The sequence below is a fragment of the Acinetobacter sp. C32I genome (assembly GCF_023702715.1).
Taxonomy (GTDB): domain Bacteria; phylum Pseudomonadota; class Gammaproteobacteria; order Pseudomonadales; family Moraxellaceae; genus Acinetobacter.
In genome coordinates, this window is the sequence record NZ_CP098480.1 from 406,778 (window position 1) to 430,843 (window position 24,066).

General features: G+C 42.2%; 25 protein-coding genes. 20 read left to right on the forward strand and 5 right to left on the reverse strand.

Annotated elements, in window-relative coordinates:
* Nucleotides 1-54: 54 nt before the first annotated feature.
* Both aguA (NDN13_RS01940) and NDN13_RS01945 read left to right on the forward strand, forming a co-directional pair.
* Nucleotides 55-1,140, forward strand: a complete 1,086-nt coding sequence (aguA, locus tag NDN13_RS01940) for an agmatine deiminase (protein ID WP_251116975.1) — start codon at nucleotides 55-57, stop codon at nucleotides 1,138-1,140.
* Between the two features lie 213 nt (nucleotides 1,141-1,353).
* Nucleotides 1,354-2,154, forward strand: coding sequence for an SDR family NAD(P)-dependent oxidoreductase (locus tag NDN13_RS01945; RefSeq protein ID WP_251116976.1), 801 nt, complete (start codon nucleotides 1,354-1,356; stop codon nucleotides 2,152-2,154).
* A 50-nt stretch (nucleotides 2,155-2,204) separates the two neighbouring features.
* Here NDN13_RS01945 and NDN13_RS01950 read toward each other — a convergent pair whose 3' ends face one another.
* Genes NDN13_RS01950 through aguA (NDN13_RS01960) form a run of 3 tightly spaced genes read right to left on the reverse strand, consistent with a single transcriptional unit; the run spans nucleotide 2,205 to nucleotide 3,974 of the window.
* Entirely contained in the window at nucleotides 2,205-2,519 is a 315-nt protein-coding gene (locus NDN13_RS01950; protein WP_251116977.1) for a DMT family transporter, read from the reverse strand.
* A gap of 3 nt (nucleotides 2,520-2,522) precedes the next feature.
* Nucleotides 2,523-2,831, reverse strand: coding sequence for a DMT family transporter (locus tag NDN13_RS01955; protein ID WP_004808070.1), 309 nt, complete (start codon nucleotides 2,829-2,831; stop codon nucleotides 2,523-2,525).
* A 51-nt stretch (nucleotides 2,832-2,882) separates the two neighbouring features.
* On the reverse strand, nucleotides 2,883-3,974 hold the full coding sequence (gene aguA / locus NDN13_RS01960) for an agmatine deiminase (protein WP_251116978.1): 1,092 nt from the start codon (nucleotides 3,972-3,974) through the stop codon (nucleotides 2,883-2,885).
* 622 nt (nucleotides 3,975-4,596) lie between these two features.
* Between aguA (NDN13_RS01960) and NDN13_RS01965 the strand changes: the two genes are divergently transcribed.
* The 3 genes from NDN13_RS01965 to NDN13_RS01975 all read left to right on the forward strand — a co-directional run bounded on the left by NDN13_RS01965 (nucleotide 4,597) and on the right by NDN13_RS01975 (nucleotide 6,513).
* The gene (locus NDN13_RS01965; protein WP_005202776.1) at nucleotides 4,597-4,869 is read left to right on the forward strand and encodes a hypothetical protein; all 273 of its coding nucleotides are present in this window, start codon (nucleotides 4,597-4,599) and stop codon (nucleotides 4,867-4,869) included.
* Nucleotides 4,870-5,127: 258 nt separating this feature from the next.
* Nucleotides 5,128-5,583: an SRPBCC family protein gene (locus NDN13_RS01970; RefSeq protein WP_251116979.1), complete on the forward strand. Its 456-nt coding sequence runs from the start codon at nucleotides 5,128-5,130 to the stop codon at nucleotides 5,581-5,583.
* 120 nt (nucleotides 5,584-5,703) lie between these two features.
* Nucleotides 5,704-6,513 (forward strand): SDR family NAD(P)-dependent oxidoreductase, encoded by an 810-nt coding sequence (locus NDN13_RS01975; RefSeq protein WP_251116980.1) that lies wholly within the window; start codon nucleotides 5,704-5,706, stop codon nucleotides 6,511-6,513.
* 54 nt (nucleotides 6,514-6,567) lie between these two features.
* Here NDN13_RS01975 and NDN13_RS01980 read toward each other — a convergent pair whose 3' ends face one another.
* The gene (locus NDN13_RS01980; protein WP_005316491.1) at nucleotides 6,568-7,380 is read right to left on the reverse strand and encodes an IclR family transcriptional regulator; all 813 of its coding nucleotides are present in this window, start codon (nucleotides 7,378-7,380) and stop codon (nucleotides 6,568-6,570) included.
* Nucleotides 7,381-7,646: 266 nt separating this feature from the next.
* Here NDN13_RS01980 and NDN13_RS01985 point away from each other — a divergent pair, with 266 nt between their 5' ends.
* The 14 genes from NDN13_RS01985 to NDN13_RS02050 all read left to right on the forward strand — a co-directional run bounded on the left by NDN13_RS01985 (nucleotide 7,647) and on the right by NDN13_RS02050 (nucleotide 21,091).
* Nucleotides 7,647-7,952, forward strand: a complete 306-nt coding sequence (locus NDN13_RS01985; RefSeq protein ID WP_004808056.1) for a non-heme iron oxygenase ferredoxin subunit — start codon at nucleotides 7,647-7,649, stop codon at nucleotides 7,950-7,952.
* A gap of 25 nt (nucleotides 7,953-7,977) precedes the next feature.
* The gene (locus tag NDN13_RS01990) at nucleotides 7,978-8,277 is read left to right on the forward strand and encodes a recombinase-like helix-turn-helix domain-containing protein (RefSeq protein ID WP_251116981.1); all 300 of its coding nucleotides are present in this window, start codon (nucleotides 7,978-7,980) and stop codon (nucleotides 8,275-8,277) included.
* A 17-nt stretch (nucleotides 8,278-8,294) separates the two neighbouring features.
* Nucleotides 8,295-9,362 carry a Rieske 2Fe-2S domain-containing protein gene (locus tag NDN13_RS01995; protein ID WP_251116982.1) on the forward strand — a complete coding sequence of 356 codons (1,068 nt, stop codon included), beginning with the start codon at nucleotides 8,295-8,297 and terminating at the stop codon, nucleotides 9,360-9,362.
* Nucleotides 9,355-10,119: an SDR family oxidoreductase gene (locus tag NDN13_RS02000; RefSeq protein WP_251116983.1), complete on the forward strand. Its 765-nt coding sequence runs from the start codon at nucleotides 9,355-9,357 to the stop codon at nucleotides 10,117-10,119. The genes NDN13_RS01995 and NDN13_RS02000 overlap by 8 nt, the downstream gene beginning before the upstream one ends.
* An 11-nt stretch (nucleotides 10,120-10,130) precedes the next feature.
* Nucleotides 10,131-11,063, forward strand: a complete 933-nt coding sequence (locus tag NDN13_RS02005; RefSeq protein ID WP_251116984.1) for a VOC family protein — start codon at nucleotides 10,131-10,133, stop codon at nucleotides 11,061-11,063.
* Between the two features lie 27 nt (nucleotides 11,064-11,090).
* On the forward strand, nucleotides 11,091-12,302 hold the full coding sequence (locus NDN13_RS02010; RefSeq protein WP_251116985.1) for an NAD(P)/FAD-dependent oxidoreductase: 1,212 nt from the start codon (nucleotides 11,091-11,093) through the stop codon (nucleotides 12,300-12,302).
* 40 nt (nucleotides 12,303-12,342) lie between these two features.
* Nucleotides 12,343-13,566 (forward strand): MFS transporter, encoded by a 1,224-nt coding sequence (locus tag NDN13_RS02015; RefSeq protein ID WP_171548387.1) that lies wholly within the window; start codon nucleotides 12,343-12,345, stop codon nucleotides 13,564-13,566.
* Between the two features lie 34 nt (nucleotides 13,567-13,600).
* Nucleotides 13,601-14,122, forward strand: a complete 522-nt coding sequence (locus tag NDN13_RS02020) for a cupin domain-containing protein (protein ID WP_004652930.1) — start codon at nucleotides 13,601-13,603, stop codon at nucleotides 14,120-14,122.
* 33 nt (nucleotides 14,123-14,155) lie between these two features.
* Nucleotides 14,156-14,971: an alpha/beta fold hydrolase gene (locus NDN13_RS02025; protein WP_251116986.1), complete on the forward strand. Its 816-nt coding sequence runs from the start codon at nucleotides 14,156-14,158 to the stop codon at nucleotides 14,969-14,971.
* Nucleotides 14,972-14,993: 22 nt separating this feature from the next.
* Complete coding sequence (locus NDN13_RS02030) at nucleotides 14,994-15,788, forward strand: SDR family oxidoreductase (RefSeq protein WP_251116987.1); 795 nt, start codon at nucleotides 14,994-14,996, stop codon at nucleotides 15,786-15,788.
* A 9-nt stretch (nucleotides 15,789-15,797) separates the two neighbouring features.
* A complete protein-coding gene (locus NDN13_RS02035) occupies nucleotides 15,798-16,589 on the forward strand; it encodes an aspartate dehydrogenase (RefSeq protein ID WP_251116988.1) in 792 nt (263 codons plus the stop codon).
* A gap of 12 nt (nucleotides 16,590-16,601) precedes the next feature.
* Entirely contained in the window at nucleotides 16,602-18,068 is a 1,467-nt protein-coding gene (locus NDN13_RS02040) for an aldehyde dehydrogenase (RefSeq protein ID WP_251116989.1), read from the forward strand.
* Between the two features lie 38 nt (nucleotides 18,069-18,106).
* On the forward strand, nucleotides 18,107-19,747 hold the full coding sequence (locus NDN13_RS02045; RefSeq protein ID WP_251116990.1) for a thiamine pyrophosphate-binding protein: 1,641 nt from the start codon (nucleotides 18,107-18,109) through the stop codon (nucleotides 19,745-19,747).
* Nucleotides 19,748-19,897: 150 nt separating this feature from the next.
* On the forward strand, nucleotides 19,898-21,091 hold the full coding sequence (locus NDN13_RS02050) for a hypothetical protein (protein ID WP_251116991.1): 1,194 nt from the start codon (nucleotides 19,898-19,900) through the stop codon (nucleotides 21,089-21,091).
* 67 nt (nucleotides 21,092-21,158) lie between these two features.
* On the opposite strand, the gene NDN13_RS02055 is transcribed toward NDN13_RS02050, so the two are convergent.
* Nucleotides 21,159-22,154 carry an AraC family transcriptional regulator gene (locus NDN13_RS02055; RefSeq protein WP_005316442.1) on the reverse strand — a complete coding sequence of 332 codons (996 nt, stop codon included), beginning with the start codon at nucleotides 22,152-22,154 and terminating at the stop codon, nucleotides 21,159-21,161.
* Between the two features lie 344 nt (nucleotides 22,155-22,498).
* Between NDN13_RS02055 and NDN13_RS02060 the strand changes: the two genes are divergently transcribed.
* Nucleotides 22,499-23,980, forward strand: coding sequence for a flavin-containing monooxygenase (locus NDN13_RS02060; RefSeq protein ID WP_251116992.1), 1,482 nt, complete (start codon nucleotides 22,499-22,501; stop codon nucleotides 23,978-23,980).
* Nucleotides 23,981-24,066 lie beyond the last annotated feature (86 nt).

Consider the following 24,066-nt stretch of genomic DNA (forward strand, 5'->3'; position numbering starts at 1 on the left):
TTTACTCAGTTAAAAAATATTTCTAAGGATTTAAAAGTTGTGGAAAAACAGGATATGCAACAAACAATGAATACACCAAAGCAAGATGGTTTTCAGATGCCGGGCGAATGGTCGCCTCAAGAAGCGGTGTGGATGATTTGGCCTTATCGTACCGATAACTGGCGCGCCAATGGACAACCCGCTCAGCAGGCTTTCGCTCAAGTTGCTGCGGCAATTACTCAAACCACCCCCGTGTTTATGGCCGTACCCTCTACTGAAATGGATAAAGCCCGTCAAACAATGCCAGCGCAAGTGACATTGGTTGAAATGGAAAGTGATGATGCGTGGACGCGTGATACGGGGCCAAGTATTGTCAAGAATGCTACGGGAGAGAGAAAAGGGGTGAGTTGGGTCTTCAATGCGTGGGGTGGTGAAAATGGCGGCTTATACTTTCCATGGGATCAAGATCAATTGATCGCTCAGCAGATTTCAGCACGACATGATCTTGAAACCTATTCGACTTCTCTCATATTGGAAGGTGGTGCAATTCATGTGGATGGTGAAGGGACATTATTGACGACCTCAGAGTGCTTGCTTAATCCAAACCGAAATCCAAATCTGACGCAGACTGAAATTGAAAATACCCTCAAAGAATGTCTTGGTGTAAGCCAATTTATCTGGTTACCTGAAGGGGTATTCAATGATGAAACCGATGGGCATGTCGATAATATGTGCTGTTTTGTGCGTCCTGGTGAAGTTGCGTTGCATTGGACGGATGATCCTCAAGACCCACAATATGCACGATCTGTCGCGGCATTAACGGTACTGGAAAATAGCAAAGATGCACAAGGACGAAGTTTAAAAGTATGGAAGTTACCATCACCAGGACCTTTATATGCCAGTGAAAATGAAACCATTGATGTTGAAAAAGGCAATGCCATTGAACGTTTTGAAGGTAATCGTTTAGCGGGCTCATATGTGAATTATCTGATCAGTAATCAGCAGATCATTTTCCCTTTACTGGATGAACGCACCGATGAGGAAGCTAAAGCCTTATTCCAGCAGATGTATCCTGATTATTTAATTACGGGTGTTCCTGCACGTGAGATTTTATTAGGCGGTGGTAATATTCACTGTATTACCCAGCAAATTCCAGCATAAATTGTAGCAAAGACAGCTATAAGTAAGATGAGTATAGCTGTCTTTATATTGTTGTTTTTATAATAGTATGTTTAATTTTTCATTTTATATTGCCTAATATGTGTATCTATTAATCCCATAATGATAAGTTTTATTATATTTTGTTTTTTTAAGATATCCGCTAGGTGAAAGGAATAATATCTAAAACTTAATGTGTTTAGATGGATTTTGAAAATGAATACAGATGTTTTAGAGGTAAAGAATTTAATACCAATATTAGCAACACCGAATACAGCAGTTATTATTACTGGTGGTGCTTCAGGTATTGGCTATGCTGTTGCAGAAGCATTAGCTGCGGTAGGGCGTCCTGTTGCGATATGGGACATCAATTCAGAAAGAGCTGAAAGAAGTGCTGCAATAATCTCAGAACAATACAAAGTAAAAGCAATCGGGATTGGGATTAATATTATTGATGTGGATAAATATGATGCTGCCATAGATCTTAGCCGTAATGTACTTGGAAATCTTGGTGGTTTGGTACATTGTGCAGGGATTGTCGATACGGGGTCCTTAGAAGGCATTACCTTAGAGACTTGGGCTGCGGGAATTGATACGCATTTAAGACCTTTAGCATTTTTAAGCCAAAAATTGTATCGTGATTTTACATTGAATAAAGGTTCAGCAATTGTGACGATTGCTTCTATCAATGCAACGCTTGGTAATGCGATTAATCCAATTTACAGTGCAGCAAAAGGCGGAATGTTGTCATTGGTACGCTCTTTAGCAGATCGCTTAGCACGGGATAATATTCGCATTAATTCAGTATCACCTGGTCAAATTCATACCCCAATGGTACAAGCTTCATTGGATTCGCTTCCAGAAAACTTTTTCGAAAAACGTATTCTCTTGGGGCGTTTAGGCCAACCTGAGGAAATTGGTCGTGTGGTCAGATTCCTTCTATCAGACGAAGCGAGTTATATCACAGCAGCAGAAATTGTGGTTGATGGAGGCAATATTTCATCTCAGCGTGGATAGCCAATATCAGATGTCTGTAGCTTCATTTAAGCTACAGACTACAACTAAATTTAACTGGCAAGTTTTAAGGTAATGACACCTGTGACAATGACACCGACATAAAAAAACTTCTCCACGCTTTTTCGTTCACCCCAAAAGAAAATGCCCATTAAAATAGTACCGATCACACCGATACCCGTATAAACAGCATAAGAAATTGAAACATCAATGTTTGTCATCGCCATATGTAATAAAAACAGCGAAGCAGAAAGTGACACAATGTAGAGTGGAATCGCGGTTCGGTATTTTTTATGAATCAGGTCACGAATACTTTTCACGACAAATATTTCTAATATCCCAGATGCAATTAACAATAGCCAGCTCATGCTTTAGTCTCCGATCTGTTTTAATTTGACCACACCAATAATGATCATCACAATTGCAATCACGGAAATAAAATTGACTGGATTCTCAATAATATAAGTGTCAAACAGAAACGTTCCTAAGGTTCCAAGAACAACAAAAAATACATAGGCATAAGAGGGCTTCATTTTTTTTGCTGCTAAGAATAAAAATAGGAAACTTCCGACAATAAAGAAAACCGTAAATGACCATTCAAATAAGTTTCGAGAATACTTTAGGCCAATGGCCCAAAGTATTTCGAATGAACTCGCAATGAATAAATATAACCAAGCCATAAGAACTCACCGTAAGTAGATTAATGAACAAATAAGCAATCCGTGCAGATGCTATTTGGGAATTTGCTGGGTAATACAATGAATATTGCCGCCACCTAATAAGATTTCTCTTGCCGGCACGCCAGTGATTTGATAATCAGGATACATTTTGTGGAACAAAATATAGGCTTGATCATCGGTTCTTTCATCCAATAAAGGAAAGATAATCTGCTGATTACTGATCAGATAATTCACATATGATCCCGCTAAACGATTACCTTCAAAACGTTCAATGGCATTGCCTTTTTCAACATCAATGGTTTCATTTTCACTGGCATACAAAGGTCCTGGCGCGGGTAATTTCCACACCTTCAGTTTTTTGCCTTTTGCATCAGTTACTGATTCGAGAATGTCTAATGCCTGTCTTGAACTTGCATATTGTGGATCATTCTGATCATCTGTCCAATGTAGTGCCACTTCGCCTGGACGGACAAAGCAACACATGTTGTCGATATGCCCATCGGTCTCATCGTTATACACACCCAATGGCAACCAAATGAATTTCTCAATGCCAAGTAAGGTGGAAAGTTCATGCTCAATCTGCGCTTGTGTCATTTCTGGATTACGATTGGGATGCAGTAGACACTCTTTGGTTGTTAATAATGTTCCTTCACCATCGACATGAATGGCACCACCTTCTAAGACCATGCCAGACTGATGTAATGGGATGGAATGAAAATGGGCGACCTGACTGGCAACCTCAAGATCTTTATCCCAATTATCATACAAGCCACCATTTTCACCACCCCATGCATTAAAGACCCAATCAACTGCGACATTATTGTCTGCTGGATCTTTCACGATGGTTGGTCCGGTATCTCTCATCCATGCATCATCACTTTCAATTTCAACTAAGGTGACATGGGCGGGAATCGTGGCTTTTGCTTTATTCATTTCAGCATGGGGAACCGCCATAAATACCGGTGTGGTTTTAGAAATCGCTTCAGCGACTTTGGCAAAGGCTTGCTGTGCAGGCAATGCACCTTGTCTCCAGTTATCGGTACGATAAGGCCAAATCATCCAAACACATTGTTGTGGCGTCCATTCAGCGGGCATTTTATACATATGATTTTTCATGTGCTTAAACTTCATATCAGGTTTCATTGATCCGATATTAGTTCAGATATTTTGAATGTTAAATAAAGGAGCTATCAGTTTTTTTGAAATCTCAAGGTTTAAATACTGGTTAAATTGCCGATTTACAGAGAACGTAAAAATAAAATAAATAAAGATATGAATGAGTTGACGCGAGTTCGAAGAAGCATAAAAACAGAGTTTGTTTTCTAAGCAATGGAAAAAAACTTATGAATAAATGACCTAAAATGTATAGGAAAATGAAGAAAATAGTACTATTTTCATCTCACGAATATGTAGCTGTATTTGGCTACAGAGAAAGAACAATAGAGAGTGTATATATGCATGATGTGTAGAATAAAAACGACTCATCCATCATCCAAGCTCATTATGTGCTAAATACCTGTTTGAATAGGGTTAGATGATCTATTTTATGTATCATGAGATAGATTTAAGATTTATATTTAACTCTAAAATAAATTTATAATTTTGTCCTAATCTGTTTTTATTTTATGTTTAATTTGTTGGTTAGGCATTTAGCGTGTTTTATCGTATAAAGAAAAGACTGTATTGTTAATTTATTAGGTTTTTTATGTCCACTTAATGCGGGTAATTTTTAATATGATCTTCCTTTTGTTCATGAGAATTGATAGTGAAGAAATGGGTATGTAAGAATTGTGGTTTATATAAGAAAGTTATTCCAAGTAGTATTAAGTCAGGACGAAAAGTTTTTTTTATACATGATGCTGATAATATCGGTAAGCTAAATAAAATAATAAGTAAAGGGACGGTTGTTAGCCGTAATCAAGATGTTTTGATCATACTGAGTGAAGGCGTTTTATTCATGATTAAAGACAGCGATGTCTATCCAGAAGATGCACCTGTATATTTTGTCTATAACATGTTTGGGACGTGTGAATGTTAAGTACTTTATTGGCTTTATTTTAGCTAAAATTATGGTTTTTATGCGTTTTATAGGGATAGAAATTGGCACAGAAAGTCAAATTAAAGACGCAGCGTCAAGATAAATCATCGGCAGTCTATATAATGCTCAGGAAAGTAGTCCCGAAATTTATATCAATAAGCAGCTATATAGCACTCTTCAGGTTTTGATTTAATTCTGAGTGAAGCTGGTTTTATATTACATAATTTTCGGGTGAGACGATGAGAAGGATGATGTCGAATGCCCAAATTTGTTGTAATGAAACAAAGCTTTAATGCACCAGTAGACCTTATTTTTCATCTTTTTTCAAAACATCGAACCTTTAATACGGTTTTATGGCCGCTACAATCGGTTGTGATTAAAGCTTCTACTGATGATCACAATACAGATGGTGTGGGTTCAATACGAAAGATGGGCCTCGGGGTATTTAAACCGATTCAAGAAGAGATCACACAGAGTTTGCCCAATCAGATGATTGAATATCAAATGCTAAAGAATTGCTTATTCAGTTATCATTTGGGGCGATTGGAGTTTGAAGAATCAGATGGACGTACCCATTTGACCTATACCATCTGGTTAGAGAGCAAAGTCCCATTCCTTACAGAAATAACCTTGATGCAGTTGCAGGCATCGGCAAACCATGGGCTAAAGAAAATTGCAGCTAAAATTAACCAGTTTCAAATTAAGGCCTTATAGCCAAGTGAGTAGCTGATAAAAAAATAGAAAACAACATAAGTTTGATCGCGATACGTTATAGCTACTCTAGGATAAGTAAATCGACAGATTTGAAATGGTATTCTGATCAAGGAGAAAGCAATGGATGTAATGGACAAGACCATCATTATTACGGGTGCTTCAAGTGGGATTGGTGAACAGGCTGCCATACAACTGGCGCAAGCAGGGGCCACAGTTTGTCTGATTGCGCGTCGTTTAGATGAATTGCAAAGAATTCAAACCGGCATTCAGGCTCAAGGTGGGCGAGTCTCTATTTATCAGGCTGATTTGACTGATGTCGAACAAGCACAGAGTTGTATTACACAGATTCTAGCTGAACATCAGAACATTGATGTTTTGGTGAATAATGCAGCCCGTTCCATTCGCCGTCCGATTCTTGAATCGCTTGATCGTCTACATGACTATACCCGTACCATGCAGATTAATTATTTTGCAGCAGTGAATTTGACGCTAGGATTATTGCCACATTTTTTGGCCAATGGCGCAGGGCATATTGTCAATATATCGACCATGTCCACTCAAGTGCCAATTCCGTTGTTCTCGGCTTATCTCGCGAGTAAATCTGCACTCGAGTCTTTTTCCCGTTCATTATCGATGGAACTGAAAGGCAAAGGCATTGACGTCAGTATTGTGTATTTTCCAATGGTCAGAACGCCAATGTCATCCAAGACCGCAATCTACAAACACATGAAAATGTTAGATACACCTGCTGCTGCGGGTTGGATTGTGAAAGCGATTCAAGAAAAATCCTATCGGGTTAGCAGTAAAACAGGTTTGGTTGCCAATGTGGTATTGAATACCGTACCCACCTGGATGATGAATTTGTCGCGTCCTTTATTTGATGCAATGGACAAACGTTTAAAAAATAAATTAAAGACAGATCAAGCCTGATGATTGAAGTCTGAAAATCTAAAAAAGCAGCTTTAGCTGCTTTTTTGTTATCCCTTAATAGATAAATTTAGAAATCTTATCTGCACTCTGAATCACTGTATCCGCAATTTCATTTCTAAAATAATGTTCATCATAACTGCCTAAAGGGCAACTGACAGAGAGTACCGCCGCCATTTGATGGGTAGATTGTTTAAAAATTGGTGCAGCACAGGCTGCCATATCGTGATTGTAATGTCCCCAACTGACCATAGAACGTTGGGTTTTGACAAAACTGAGGCGTTGTAACAGCTCCTTGAGGTTTTTAGGGGTGAGTTCTGAGAATGTATCCCATTGATTAAAGTGTTTATAACGGTCACGAATTTCCGTTTCGCTGAGATCGGCCAACATCATTTGTCCAATCACGGTGGCATGTGCGGGCCAGCGCGTGCCGAGCCCAATATTGCTGGTGAAGGTGCCATTCGATTGAATGTTATTGATAAAGACAATATGCGTGCCTTCCAGAATGGATAAATGCACCGCAAGTTGGGTTTGATCACGCAGTTCTTTCATTAACGGTGTAGCTAAATCTAATAAGGATTGTTTAGACAAACTATTAAAGCCGAGCTCCATCACCTTTGAATCGAGTGCATAGGTCTTTTGTGACGCCTTGCGTAGAAAGCCGCATGATTCCAGTGTGTAGATCAGTCGAAAGGCACTGGAACGGTTGACATCGAGAACTTCGGCAATTTCAGTAATGGTCATTTCTTGGGTTTGTTGATTAAAGGCTTGCAAAATTGCCAAGCCACGCACTAAGCCAGGGACTAAATAGCGATCATCATTTTTTGTCAGTTCAGATTCTTGAGAGTCTGTTTCAACGCTTGAATTCATCAGTTTAATTTTCCTACAAAAAACGCAAATCATAAAAAATTAATTTTCTTAGAATTCTATTCTAACTGCAAAGCATAACGAAAAGATAGTTTTATATATGAAACAAAATTTCCTAAATAAAACGTAAAAGAATGTGTAATAAATATCAAATTAATGATTTTTAAAGATTTATATTGTTTGACATAAAAAACAGCATCGGAGTATTCTTTATTAAAGTTTGTTATATCAAATATTGTTTTATATATAAAACAAATGAGGATGCAAGGATGAGTTGGATCTCAGTTTGTCAGCAAGACGACGTGACCGAAGACGAGCCGAAAGCCATTGAAGTCGACGGTAAGAAAATTGGCGTATTTTTCATCGATGATCATTACTTTGCCATCGAGAATGTTTGCCCACATGCCTTTGCCTTGTTAACAGAAGGCTTTATCGAAGATCAAACAGTGGAATGTCCATTGCATGAGGCGATCTTTGATATCCAGACAGGTGAGTTGAAGAGTGGACCAGGATGCCGTGATTTGTGCACCTATCCCGTACGTGTTGAAGGGCAGGACGTTCAAATTCAACTATAAGTCTTATTTATAAGGATGGAATCTCATGGAAACATTTAATAGGAAGCTAGCGAACTGGATTCATGCCACGCCAGCGACTGAAGCAGGGATTAACAATATTCAGATACCAGGTCAGGCAGAGCTTCTGGTTTGGCAGACACGGTATAAAGCGCCAACGGCCTATGAGCAAGATTTTGTTCAGTACTTAATTAAAGCCTTTGCAGCAGGTGTAACAGAACTTGATGATTTAGTGCAGTCTTTAAATCAACAAGGCTTCCGTTGTGAATCTGGTGAGCTTTGGACTTCTGAAACCTTCTCAGAAGAAATGCAACGTTTAGGTTATTAATTCAAGGAAGAATAGTGATGAACGCAGCAGTATCAGTAACACCGAGTGTAGAAGAATATTTGGATTTAGGTTTACGTGACCAATGGCATCCAGTGCTAGCAAGCTGGGAAGTGGCGGCAAATCCTGTCGGGATTACCCGTTTAGGCGAAAATATCGTGGTTTGGCGTGATGCGGAAGGTCAGGTTCATGCCTTGGAAGATCGCTGTCCGCATCGTGGCGCACGTCTTTCTTTAGGTTGGAATCTGGGCAATCGTGTGGCTTGCTGGTATCACGGTGTTGAAGTCCGTCATGATGGCGTGGTGGAAGATGTGCCTGCGGTACATGATTGTCCAATGAAAGGCACATCATGTGTCAAAAGCTATCCAGTGATTGAGCAGCATGGTGCAATTTTCATGTGGTTCGGTATCGATGCCAATGAAGCACCTAAGCCGCTAGATTTTCCTGAACAACTGGCAAATGAAGAATGGAGTTCATTCTTATGTCAGGCGGACTGGAAAGTAAATCATCAGTATGCGATTGATAATGTGATGGACCCAATGCACGGTAGCTATTTGCATTGCACATCACACTCAATGGCAGAGGGCGACCGTACTGCGGAAATGAAACACCGTTCGACCCCAAATGGTTTTATTTTTGAAAAAGAAGGCCAAGTCGGTGTCAATTTTGACTGGGTTGAATATGCCAATACGGGTGCAAGCTGGTTACGTCTTTCGATTCCATATCGTAAGGATTTTGGTCCAGGTGGCGAATTCTGGATTGTCGGTTATGCCACACCAATTGATGAAAAAAATACCCGTGTATTCTTCTGGCGCTGTCGTAAAGTCAGTGGCTGGCAACGTCATGTCTGGCGTTTCCTGTATCGTAACCATTTAGAAAAATTGCATTGGGATGTGTTGGAGCAAGATCGGATTATTTTAGAACATCTTGCACCGAATGCTCGTCAACACGAATTCCTCTATCAGCATGATGTCGGTCTATCCCGTTTACGCCGTTTAATGAAAAAAGAAGCGGAAAAACAGTTAAAGAAAATTGCAGCACTCAATAGCTCAAACCGTATTGAAATGCAGGAACAAGTCCATGGTTAATGTCGCATTGTTACAGGACAAAAAAGTCCTTGTCACAGGTGCGGCAAGAGGCTTGGGTCGAGACTTTGCACAGGCGATTGCGGAAGCAGGTGCGCAAGTGGTCATGGCTGATATCTTGACTGATCTGGTGCAAAGCGAAGCAACAGTATTGCGGGCAAAAGGTTTAAGTGTTGATGCAGTCAGCATTGACCTTGCAAGTGCGAACTCGATTGAACAGGCAGTTCAACAGGCTGCTGAACGCATGGGTGGAATGGATGGTTTGGTGAATTGTGCCGCACTGGCAACCAATGTGGGTGGTAAAAGCATGATGGATTATGACGCTGATCTTTGGGATCGTGTCATGAACATCAATGTGAAAGGCACGTGGTTAGTCACAAAGGCATGTGTGCCTTATCTCAGGAAATCGAATGCAGGCAAGATCGTCAATGTTGCTTCAGATACCGCCTTATGGGGTGCGCCGAATTTGATGGCCTATGTGGCAAGCAAAGGTGCCTTGACTGCAATGACACGTTCCATGGCGAGAGAACTTGGACCATTCAATATCTGTATTAACACGCTGTCACCAGGCTTAACTTTGGTTGAAGCAACAGCTTATGTGCCACAAGAGCGCCATGATTTATATGTGAATGGTCGTGCGATTCAACGTCAGCAATTACCACAGGATTTGAACGGAACAGCCCTTTATTTACTATCAGATTTGTCCTCGTTTGTGACAGGACAGAATATTCCAGTAAATGGCGGTTTTGTCTTTAATTAAGGAGTCATCTCATGATTACAGGGATTGAGATTTTAAAGTTTGGGGTTGAAGACAGAACTGCTTCGAATAAATTTTTGGCAGATTTCGGTCTCAAGCAAAGTCAGTCAGATATTGAAGGGACTGATCTTTACCAGACACAAAATGGCAGCAAGATTTACTTATTTGATTGTGATGATCATCGTTTACCAAAAGCCATTGAGTCAGGTTCAACTTTACGTGAAGTGACTTGGGGGCTAGATGATACCGCACAGGATTTGGCAAATTTAGCATTGGCTTTAAATGATGTTGAAGGTTATCAGGCCACGACAGACATGGTGCAATGTCGTGATCCGAATGGTATGACCATCCGTTTTCAGAAAAGTTTCGTTCAAGATCTACCTGCATTAAAAACCGAAGGCATTAACCAATATGGCAATGTGCAACGTGTCAATGCAGCAAGTCCTGTATATGAAAAAGGACAACCTGTTGCGATTGGTCATGTGGTGTTTTTTACCCCAGATTTAGAAAAAACTGAAAATTTCTATCGTGAGAAACTTGGTTTCTTCTTATCAGATGCTTATCGCAATCGTGGTGCATTCTTACGCTGTCGCGGTAAAGGTTTCCACCATGACCTGTTCTTGCTTTCAGTGCCAAATAAACCTGCTGGACTCAATCACGTCGCATTCGTCGTTCGTGATATCCATGAGGTGATTGGTGGTGGATTGAACATGAACCGTTCTGATTGGTCGACTTTCATTGGCCCGGGACGTCATCCGATTTCTTCAGCTTACTTCTGGTATGTCAATTCACCGCTTGGTGGCGCATTTGAATACTATACCAACGATGATTATCTGACCGAAGAATGGCAACCACGCATTGAAGAACATCGTCTGGAACTCTTTACAGAATGGGCGATTGAAGGCGGTCTGGATGATCACACTCGTCGTCAAGTTAAACCTGCATAAGTACAGATCAGGCAGGGAGAACAAGCTATGGAAAGAATCGTAATTGTGGGTGCAGGACAAGCAGCGGGTTGGGCAGTCAGTACTTTGCGCCAGAATGGATATTCAGGTGAAATTCATGTGGTCTCAAATGAAGACCGCGTGTTTTATGAACGCCCACCCTTGTCAAAACAGGTACTTTCAAAAGAAGCCACTTATGAAAGCTTGCATCTGTTTTCTCCAGAACAGGTGCAGGATTTTAATATCCAATGGCACAAGCCAGCGGTGGCAACGCAAGTGGATCGCCAGCAGAAACAAGTAGTTCTGGAAAGTGGTCAGGTTTTACCGTATGACAAATTATTGCTCGCCACAGGTAGCCGCGCCCGTGTTCCTGTGAATACGTGGCAGTTTATTCCCAATGTGGTGACGTTACGCAATGTTCAGGATTGTGAGCGTTTAGCCGAAATCTTGCAGTATTCGCAAAAGTTAGCCGTGATTGGTGGTGGCTGGATCGGTTTGGAAATTGCGGCGACCGCACGTAAACAGGGTAAAGAAGTTCATATTTTTGAATACGGTGATCGTCTTTGCGCACGTAGCGTCAGTCCCGATGTCTCTGAGTTCCTGAAAAACATGCATGAGCAGCAGGGTACCCAGATTCATTTAGACAGTAAAAATCTACATTTGATTGAAGCGGGTCAGCAAAAAGTTGAAGTGGTCAATCATCCAAATGTGAGTGAGTTATTTGACTGTGTGGTTGTGGGTGCAGGTGCAGATATTGCCAAAGAGCTTGGCGTGAATGCAGGCTTGGATGTCAAAGATGGCATCGTGGTGAATTGTTTTGGTCAAACCTCTGATCAGGATATTTATGCTGCAGGTGATGTTGCGATTCATCCGGCGCTTGGATATTGCATCCAATCATGGGCCAATGCGCAGAATCAGGCGATCGCTGCAGCAAAATCAATGTTGGGTATTGAAACCGAATATAGCGATATTCCTTGGTTATGGTCAGATCAATATCACTTTAATATTCAGATATTGGGCACCTATCAAGCTGAAAAAACCGAGCAGATTGTGGTTCGAAAAAGCGCAGATGATCAATGCAGTTATTTGTATTTAGATGATCAAAGCCGTTTGTTGAACATGATTGCCATTAATGATTCAAAACTGGTCAAGCTGGCAAAGCGTTGGATGCAGTCCAATACCGAGTTAGACCCAAAACTATTAGCAGACCCTGAATTTAATGTCATGAAATTAAAACCATAAACATTAAATCCGGTTCATGACTCAATCGAAGGAATGAAGTATGAGTAATGAAGAGAAAAGTGGATTAAAGCATTGGGTTCCTGCTTTCGTCCTGATGGTATGTGTCGTTCTGGCATTCTTCGACAAAATTAGTATCGCGGTCTTGTTTGCTGACCCGCACTTTCAAGGTGCGATGGGAATTGCAGAAGACAAGGCAAAACTCGGATGGCTCATGACCAGCTTCTTGTTGGCTTATGGTTTTTCATCGGTGTTTTTAAGCTTTCTAGGTGACATTTTTAATCCGAAGAAAATGCTGTTTTGGAGCGTTGCATCGTGGGGCTTGCTCATGTTTTGTATGGGTTTTACCACCAACTATACTGGCATGTTGATCCTGCGCGTTTTGCTTGGTCTGGCTGAAGGACCATTGTTTGCACTGGCTTATGCCATCGTAAAACAAACCTATACCGACCGCCAGCAAGCGCGTGCTTCGACCATGTTCTTATTAGGAACCCCGATTGGTGCATTCCTCGGTTTTCCAATTACCGCTGCCGTATTGGCAAAGCATGATTGGCATACCACATTCTTTGTGATGGCGGGTTTAACGGTCATTGCTTTACTTGCGATTGCATTTGGTCTACGCAATTTACAACTCAAGAAAACCATTGAATTGGAGTCGACTAGCAAACGCGTCAATTTCAAAGGGCACATTCATAACACTAAGGTACTCCTACAGAACCGTGCCTTCTGGCTGGTGTGCATTTTCAATATTGCATTGATGACCTATCTCTGGGGCTTAAACAGCTGGGTGCCTTCTTATCTGATTCAGGACAAGGGCTTTAACCTCAAAGAGTTTGGTGTTTATTCAAGCCTTCCATTTATTGCCATGCTGATTGGTGAAGTGATTGGTGCTTTCCTTTCTGACAAGTTAGGCCGCCGTGCCATTCAAGTATTTAGTGGTCTGTTGGTGGCAGGCATCTTTATGTATGTCATGGTCATTATGACTGACCCAATTCTGGTGATCGCAGCGATGTCTTTAAGCGCAATGGCTTGGGGCTTCGGTGTCGCAGCAGTATTCGCTTTACTTGCCCGTGTCACAACTGCCGATGTTGGTGCAACTGCGGGTGGAATTTTCAACGGGATGGGGAATTTTGCCAGTGCAATTGCACCTGTTCTGATCGGTTATATCGTGATGCAAACACATAGTTTTAATTTAGGAATTACCTTCTTGGCAGCCGTCGCTGTGATTGGATCGTTTTTCTTAGTTCCTTTATTGAAACGTTATTAATCAAACTATTGAACAAAAGCCTAGGAGTTAAAACATGACTACTCAACAATTCGAATCATGGACACAACCTGAAGGTACAAATTTACAAGACTGGTTGAATACACGAATCGCACGCTTTGAAACACGTAAATATGATTTCGATGCCTTGAAGTTCCAAGCGGACTACGACCCAAAATATCGTCGTGCACAAATGCGTTATATGGGTACTGGTGCAACAGGTGTGGTCAATGATGGCAATACGGTTCCAGCAGAAAACTTTACCTTCTCGACCATGGTACTCCCAGCTCAGTGTGAAGGGCCTTTGCATATTCATCACGATGTTGAAGAAGTGTTTTTCATGTTGCGTGGCGAGATTGACCTGTTCATTGAACATAACGGGGAAAAATTTGAGACCAGATTGAAAGAGCGTGATCTGATTTCAATTCCACCAGGTATTTATCGCGGTCTGTTCAATCCGGGTCAGGAAGATGCCTTGATGTGTGTGATGTTGGGTGCTGGTAAACCAACCATTCCGAACTATCCACCTGAGCATCCATTGTCTCAAATTAAACGTTAATCCGACGGATTAGAGCCAAATAAAAGGAATGAGATGATGACACTGATTGAGCGTTTAGCGAAATACCCAGTCAAAACTATTGCAGTAGATGGTCAGGTGCAAGCCTATCGTGAGGCAGGTCAAGGTCAGCCGCTGATTTTATTGCATGGGATTAGCTCAGGTTCAGCATCCTGGGTCAATCAGCTAGAGACACTCAGTCAGCATTTTCATGTCATCGCTTGGGATGCACCGGGCTATGGTTTATCCGATGGTTTAAACACAGATCAACCCAATGCAGCAGATTATGCGGAGCGAGTATTGGGTTTGATGGATGCGTTGAACATTGCAAAAGCCGTTGTAATTGGTCATTCATTGGGTGCTTTGCAAGCCAGTGCGTTTGCCCATTTTTATCCTGAACGGGTACAGACTTTAGTGCTTGCCAACGCAGCACAAGGCTATCAACGTTCCGATGAAGACACCAAAGTACAGGTCTATCAAAAACGCCCGAATATGTTGAAAAGCTTGGGCAATGCAGGCATGGCTGCCAGCCGTGGACCGCATTTGATTTATAAGCAAGAAGCTGAGGCATTGGCTTTGGTCAGTGAGGTGATGGGACAACTGACATTAGACGGTTTTACCCGAGCATCTTATGTGTTGGCCTATGACGAAATTCGAAATTATTTAACACAACTGACAGTTCCTTGTGTGGTGATTGCGGGTGACAAGGATGGAATTACACCTGCGCAAGCGATCAAGGAACTTGCAGTAGAAATGCAATTGAGCCGATGTCATCTCATTACAGATGCAGGTCATCTGAGTTATGTCGATCAACCTGAACAGTTTAACGACATTGTTTTATCGGCACATTAAGACTTAAACGAGAGATATGGATATGAGCTTCCAAGTTGAAGGAAAAGTAGCAGTTGTCACAGGTGGCTCGTCAGGCATTGGTTTGGCTGCAGTCGAAATTTTAGTTGCAGAAGGTGCCAAGGTGGCGTGGTGTGGTCGAGATGAGCAGCGTTTGGCGGCATCAAAACTGTATATTTTAGAAAAATATCCGCATGCCAATATCTTCACCAGTATCTGCAATGTTTTGGATAAAGAAGATGTAAAACGTTTTGCACAACAGGTCAATCAGAATCTGGGCAATGTCGACATGCTGATCAATAACGCAGGTCAGGGGCGTGTGTCTAATTTCGAAAATACCCAAGATGAAGACTGGATGAAAGAAATTGAACTGAAGTATTTCAGTGTATTACATCCAGTACGGGCATTTTTAAATGATTTAAAACATTCAGCATGTGGGTCGATTACCAATGTGAATTCTTTGCTGGCGCTACAGCCTGAACCGCACATGATCGCGACTTCATCAGCACGTGCAGCATTGCTGAATTTAACTCATTCACTGGCGCATGAATTTACCCAGTACGGTGTTCGTGTCAATTCAATTTTGTTGGGTATGGTGGAATCAGCACAGTGGAAACGCCGTTTTGAAACCCGTTCTGATCCCAATGCGACTTGGGAACAGTGGACAGGCAACATTGCCAAAAACCGTGGCATTCCAATGCAACGTTTAGGTAAGCCAGAAGAGCCAGCACGTGCCTTGGTGTTCTTGGCATCACCTTTAGCATCGTATACCACAGGTTCGACAATCGATGTCTCTGGTGGATTTAACAAACATTTATAAGGTGTTCACATGAAACAGTTGATGATGATTGGTTTTGGAGCGATGGCGGCAGAAGTGTATGCCCACATGCCACAAGACCTGCAACTTAAATGGATTGTGGTCCCTGCACGCAGTGTCGAAAAAGTACAGGCGCAGGTTGCGGCTGATGTGCAAGTGATTAGTTCAATCGAACAATGTCAGGGGACACCTGATTATGTGATTGAAGTGGCAGGACAGGCTGCGGTGAAAGAACACGCGCAAAAAGTCTTGGAAAAAGGCTGGACCATTGGCCTGATTTCAGTGGGCACTTTGGCGGATAACGAATTTTTAATTCAACTGAAAAAAACGGCAGAACAACATGATGCGCATCTGCATTTATTGGCAGGTGCGATTGCTGGGATCGATGGTATCTCTGCGGCCAAAGAAGGTGGTTTGGAAAAGGTCACCTATAAGGGCTGTAAAAGTCCAAAAAGCTGGCGTGGTAGCTATGCAGAGCAATTGGTTGATCTCGATCAGGTCAGCGAAGCAACAGTTTTTTTCCGTGGTACAGCCAGAGAAGCAGCCTTGAAGTTTCCAGCCAATGCCAATGTGGCAGCCACGATTGCACTGGCAGGACTGGGTATGGATGACACCATGGTTGAGCTGACGGTTGATCCGAGCATCAACAAAAACAAGCACACCATTGTGGCAGAAGGTGTATTTGGTGAAATGACCATTGAATTGGTCGGTGTGCCATTGGCGAGTAATCCCAAAACCTCAACCTTGGCTGCATTAAGTGTGATTCGCGCTTGCCGCAATAGTGTTGAAGCAATTCAGATTTAAAAGGATTCGATCATGGTAAAGGAAATTTATATCGCTGGTGAATGGCGATTAGGTAAAGGCGGGATGATTCAAAGTTTATTTCCAGCAGATCAATCGGTGAATGCTGAAATTTCAACGGCGAGTCTGGAAGATGTCAATGAAGCCATCGAAAAGGCAGATGCAGCTTGGCGTAAAGCCGAGTGGCGCAACAGCATGCCGCATGAACGGGCCCGTATTTTATATAAAGTGGCCGACATTATTGAAGCGCGTGTAGATGAGCTTTCAAAGTTGCAAACTCGTGATAATGGCAAGCCATTGGCTGAAACCCGTGCCTTGACCCTGAGTGCGGCAGCAACAGCGCGTTATGTGGCAGCAGCCTGTGAAACCTTAAATGATGAACTGACCACGCAACGTGCCGCAGATTTTATGACCATGAGTGTGCATGAACCTGTGGGTGTGGTGGCTGCAATTACCCCGTGGAACTCACCCATTGCCAGTGAAGTGCAAAAATTGGCACCAGCACTTGCAGGTGGTAATGCGGTGATTTTAAAACCTGCGGAAGTGACTTCTTTAATCGCATTGGAGTTAGCTAAAATCTTTGAAGAAGCAGGTTTGCCGAAAGGTTTGCTCAGTGTATTGGTCGGACGCGGTTCGGTGATTGGTGATGCAATCGTAAAGCACCCTTTGGTGCGTAAGATTTCATTTACGGGTGGAACCACGACGGGTCGTCATCTAGCACATTTAGCTTCAGATAAACTGATCACCACATCGTTGGAGCTTGGTGGAAAGTCTCCAACGATTGTATTGCCAGATGCAGATATTGAATTGGCCGCAAAAGGCGTGGCGTACGGTATCTTTAGTTCGGCTGGACAAGCTTGTATTGCGGGTTCGCGTTTATTTGTACACAGCAGTATCTATGATCAATTTCTCAGTCGTTTGGTTGAAATCACCAAAGGCTTACGTGTCGGACATCCAGAAACCGCAGGTGTACATCTCGGTTCTTTGATTAACCCGAAGCATTTGGCTTCTGTCGATGACTATGTACAGCTAGCGAAACAAGAAGGTGGTCAAGTCCTAGTTGGTGGTCATGCCTTAACCGAAGGTGAGTTTGCCAAAGGTAGTTATTACTTGCCAACCATTATCACGGGTTTAAGTAATTCAGCACAAACCTGTCAGGAAGAGATTTTTGGCCCTGTACTGGTGGTGATGAAATATGACGATGAACAAGATTTACTGGCCCAAGCCAATGACAGTTGTTTTGGTCTTGCCGCAGGCATCTGGACTGAAAACTATCGTAAGGCATGGCAAATTGCCCGTGCTTTAGAAGTCGGTACGGTCTGGATTAATACTTATAAGAAATTCTCGATTTCTGCACCGTTTGGCGGTTTTAAAGAAAGTGGAATCGGGCGTGAAAAAGGTCGTTTAGGCATTTTGTCTTACATGCAACAAAAAAGCATCTATATGGGATTAAGCGAGCAGCCAAATCCTTGGGCGAATTAATACATTCATGGAATGAACAGTTTTTGAGGAATATAGCAATGACAGAACGTGTAAATGTTGGCGAAGCCATCGCCCGTGTTTTAGAAGCACATCAAGTTGACAGTATGTATGGGGTGATCTCGATCCATAACTTACCGATTGCCGATGCAGTGGGTCGCCGTGAAAAAATCCGTTTTGTGGCGGCTCGCGGTGAAGCGGGTGCGGTGACGATGGCCGATGGTCACTCGCGTTTTAAAGGACTCGGTGTGGCACTCACCAGTACGGGCGCGGGTGCAGGTAATGCAGTCGGTTCACTGATTGAAGCAATGAATGCAGGCAGTCCTGTTTTACACTTAACTGGGCAGGTGGAGCGTGAATACCTAGATCGTGATGCCAGTTTTATTCATGAAACCAAAGATCAGCTCACGTTCTTGCGTGCATCAAGCAAAGCTGCTTTCCGTATCACTAGTCCTGACAATGCGGTGGGTGTGATTCGTGAAGCGATTCGTGTAGCTACGACAGTGCCGATGGGGCCTGTGAGTGTTGAGTTACCGATTGATGTACAAGCAGCAGAAATTGATTTACCGCTGAACTTGGGCCCAGTGAAAGCCCTTGAATTGCCACAGGCTGAACAGGTCGAAGTCGATTTAATCATTGAAGAACTGAAAAAAGCCAAACGTCCAGTGTTTTGGATCGGTGGTGGTACGTTGAATAGCATTGCGGAAGTTAAAGCGATTGCTGATCTTGGTATTCCTGTGGTGTCATCAACACATGCGCGTGGTGTATTGGCAGATGATCATCCGCGTAGCCTAGGTGCATTCCATAACTCGGCTGGCGTTGAGCAGTTACTTAAAGAGGCTGATCTATTGGTAGTGGTGGGTTCGCGTTTACGTAGTAATGAAACCAAAACCTATTCGGTGCAGTTCCCTGACAATATTATTCAGATTGATGCCAATCCTGTGGCACAACAGCGTAATTACAAAGTGCGTAACTTTATCTGTGGCGATGCCAAAGATGTATTACAACGTGTATTGACGGGCTTACAAGGTATCTCAAAAGTCGATGCAGATTATGATGCAGCTGTGGTGAAGGCAAAACAGGCAGCGATTGATGCGCTACGTACCCAGTTAGATCAGTACGCTTTAATCTGTGATCACTTGCGTGCTGCTTTACCACAAGACGGTATTTTCGTACGCGACATTACCATGTCAGGCAGTACTTGGGGCAGCCGTTTATTCCCAGTACAGACACCGAATCAAAATATTCACTCTTTAGCAGGTGCCATTGGTCTAGGTCTGGCAACGGCAATTGGTGCGTCGATTGCCAATCCCGACAAGAAAGTCATTGGCTTGGTCGGTGACGGTGGTTTGATGCTAGGCATTGGTGAAATCGCAACCATGGCGCAAGAAAATACCAATATGGTACTGATGATCATGAATGATGGTGGCTATGGTGTGATGCGTGGCATCCAAAAGAATTACTTCGGTGGTCGCCAGTATTTCAATGAATTGCATACCCCAGACTATAAAGTTTTAGGTGAAGCCATGGGCGTGAAAAGCTGGAAAGTGGGTAGTGCTGATGAATTCAAGAGCGTGATTCAGGAGGCCGTTGCATTCCAAGGGCCAAGTGTGATTGAGCTGGATATGCATTCAATTGGGCCATTGAACTTCGCAGGTCCACCACAGAAAAAATTGTATTAACCCCGCTGAGCATTGGCAGCCCGTGCTGATGTGAAGACCGTTTTATGGGCAAATTTTTTTTGCTCATAAAACGATAAAAACTATGTTTCGTAGGTAAAACAAAAAAGTTAGCCAACAGGATCGTTGGAACAAAAACCAAGGAATCAAGAGATGAAAAAGACCTCTATAGCCATGCTATTTGCTGCAATTTATTTGGGGACCACATCCCATGTTTTTGCACAAAGCTCAGCGCTAGAATGGAAAAGCGAAGACGGAACGGATTCAGTACAAGTCGGTGGTGTGGTTCGACTCAACCAACGCTATGAAAATTGGGAAGGACCCAATGGCGGTTTTGGAAAGCTGTATTTTGATATTTTCAGGGTCGATCTAAAAGGCAAATTTGACGATGCCTATTTCAATGCCAGTTATTTATTCCAAGATCAAGAGAAACGTTCGATTGAGAAAGCTTATGTCGGCTATAAGCTTGATCAAAATAACAGTATCGAAGCTGGGCTGGTGTATAAACCTTTTGCAATTTATCCTTATCCGCAAAATGGCTGGACCTATCATATTCCATTTTTCTTGGGCTACGGCAACAACATTGCACCGGGTTTGAACTGGAATTTTAATAACAAGGATTGGGATATCAAACTGGGCTATTATCCGCAAATGCTGGATACCAGCCTGCGTTATTCACCAGAAAGTGCCACCTATGATGATTTGGCCGAGAATGCCTTTCCCACCCAAAAAGCCTATCAAAATGAAAAGCGCCATCAACTGAATACGCGCATCGTACGTAAATTAGAAACTGATTTTGGTAAGCAAGAATTTGGTGTGTCTGGGGCTATTGCGCAATTGCATAATAAAACTACTGATAAAAATGGTCAGTATTATGCGGTCGGATTACATAGCGATAATAATTACAAACGCTTTAATTTACAGAGCTCTGTGATTCATTATCAATATGATGCCAAAAACCCAGAAGGGGTGAGTAATGATGTGACTTTGATGGGTAATAATGGCTTTACCCCTGCCTATTTCATTGCGTCAGAAGCCACCGTGGCCAGTTTAAACCTAGCTTATACCTTGCCTGTGCAGGACATGGGCAAACTCAAAGCCATCCGTTTCTATAATGATTATAGTTATATGGACAAGAAGCGTGATGACTGGTCGGCTTCACAAATGAATACCACAGGGATGATGTTTATTGCTTCGCCGTTTATGGTGTGGGCAGATTATACTTGGGGTAAAAATGCCAATATTATTGGTGGGGCTTCCAATGCCACAGGTTTTAGTTCCACGGTTTCGCCGTATAGCGACCAGTGGTTATACCGCATCAATCTCAATATTGGCTTTAGTTTCTAAACCTTCCGATGAATCAGTGGTTAGAGTGAGTCATCTCTATGATTCACTCTTTTTATTTTGAGAGGTTTTAAGCAAGGTGATTTTTTCGATATTCAGACGGAGAGATATTTTCCCATTGTTTAAAGGCACGGCTAAAGGCGCTTTGTTCGGCATAACCCAGCAATAATGCGATTTCTGTGAGTGAGAGTGCTGACTTGGTCAGGTAGGTTTTTGCCAGTTCTAAGCGAATGCTTTTGACCAGATCACTGTACTGTAAATTATAGCCACTGAGTTTACGATAAAAGCTTCTTAGCGACAGGTTCATCTGTTTGGCAATATTCTCCGCCGAAGGTTCGCCAATTTTAAGCATATTTACAATCAGCAACTGCAAGTCCTTCAAGAAGGTATCTGGATTGGGAATACTTTTGAGCAGGGCTTCTGCTTGTTGGTCTAGCAGTTTTTTTAAATGTGGATCACGACTTGGGATCGGCAGATGCAGAATTTCAAGCGGCAACCATAGTCTTAATACATCTGAATCGAAACTGACGGGACAGCCATATACCTCGGCATAAGGGGTGATATCAACAGGTGCGGTGGCGGAAAATTCGATTTTTAAGGGACAAATCTCAGGTTGTTGCAAGATCTTACGGATGGTACTCAACACACCTGAAAGAAGAACCTCATTGGAGAGTTGCGAGTTCTTATGCACCACAGGCGTCCAGCACATACAAAAGCGATCTTCCTTTTGCACAATGGAGAATGAGGCTGAATTTTGCAACAGCGGCTGGAAGTTTCTGAAACAATTCAGAAAGCCAATCAGATTCGGACTAGAAAGCGCCAAGTAACCTAAAATATGAATATGATGAGGTTCGGCCAACTCACCAATAAAATGTCCCAGCACTGGGGTGGGGTGTTGTTGATAAATCTGTTCGAGTAAATTCCACCATTTGTGCAATGGCATTCGGGCCTGATGTGCATACTGTTTACTGAGCTCATCTAACTGCAAATTTGAAATATTGTTTTGTTGTAGATACTTTGCAATGAGCTCTAACAGAACCGATGGAATACTTGGAATTTCAGTCATAGTTACACTGCTCGTTTTGAAGTCACATCCTTTAACTCTATCCCGATCAATCAGCCAATCATCCTCACTGATTGCGGTATTTATCTTAACGGATTCAAATCCAAGCCTATTTATCATCAAAGGACAGAATAGCAGTATTTAGTACCCAAACTGTCGAATGAATCATCAATTTGATTTGATTTATTTTGATGCTTTATGCATTTGACTTTGATTATTTTAATCTGGCATTGACGGTCAAGTCTTTATTGCACAATCAAACTATTTTCCACAGATAGCGCTGTTCATAAATTTGTTGATTTATGAATGGGTTGAACTGACAGGATTTTTATATTTGGGAGTGGAAAATGTCAGATTTAAAGCAGGATGTGGTCGTAAATAATCATCAGTTTGATGTGGTGATAATCGGGGCAGGTTTTTCTGGAATTGCCGCTGGAATTAAGCTGAAACAGCAAAATATCAATAACTTTATTATTGTCGAAAAATCAAATGAAGTAGGTGGGGTCTGGCGGGAAAATACCTATCCGGGTTGTGAATGTGATGTGCCATCTTCGATTTATTCCTATTCATTCGCACCGAATCCGAACTGGAGTCATATTTTCGCGAAACAAAAAGAGATCCAGCAATATATTCAGGACGTCACCAGCCGCTTTAAGATGGATCAGCATATTCTGTTTAATACCGAATTGCAGCAAGCCTCGTGGTCGAGTGAGCAGCAGTGTTGGCAAATTATGACCAATCAAGGCATCTATCAGGCACGCTTTGTCTTTTTTGCGGTGGGTCCGTTGAGTGAACCGACAATGCCGACGGTGAAAGGTTTAAATCGTTTTAAAGGGGAGGTTTTCCATTCTGCGCAATGGAATCATGCAGTTGATTTAAGCAATAAACGCGTCGCCGTGATTGGAACAGGCGCCTCGGCGATACAGATTATTCCTGCGATTCAACCCATTGTGAAGCAACTGTATGTGTTTCAACGCACCGCACCGTGGGTGATTCCGAAACCGAATCTGGTGCTGCATGATGCATCTAAAAATGTTCAGCAAAAAGTGCCCTTTACCATGCACTCTCTACGCAAATTGACCAGTGTGTCCATGGATATGTTCAGTTCCAGTGTCAATCAACCAAAAACCTTGGAGGCTTTAGGTAAGGGTTTGATTCACTGGATGCATTACCAGATTCAAGACCCAGCATTACGAGAGAAAGTCAGACCCAAATTTACGCTGGGCTGCAAACGGATTTTATTTTCAAATACTTATTATCCTGCTTTGGCAGCCAAAAATGTGGAATTGATTGATCAAGGCGTGAAGGAAGTCACGGCAAAAGGTATCCTTGTCGATGGTCAAGAAATTCCTTTGGATATTATTGTTTGGAGTACAGGTTTTGAGGTGGCAAAACCACCGATTGCCAAACGGATCATGACCAAAACGGGTGTGTTGCTGGATGATGTCTGGCAAATTAATACGGTACAAGCCTATAAAGGCTGTGTGGTGAAAGACCTGCCCAATGCCTTTATGTTGCTCGGTCCCAATAGTATTAGCTATAACTCCTTAATCAGCGCTGTTGAAAACCAGATTGATTATGCAGTGAAAGCGATACGTTTTGTATTGGACCATCATTTAAGCAGTTTTGAAATCTCTGCTTTTGCAGATGATCAATATAATCAACAACTGCAAAATAAATTGAATGGCACAGTGTTTAACCAAGGCGGATGTGCAAGTTATTATTTGGATGCTCAGCAAGTGAATGTGGCGAATTATCCATGGACCATGCAATATATGAAAAATGATATGGCAGAATTCGATAGCTATAGTTATAGCTTCCATCGTTAAAACCTTAAAAGCCTTATATCCATAAGGCTTTTTTATGTCTACTTTTAATTAAAAATAAAAAAAGGCACATCATGTGCCTAAAAGAG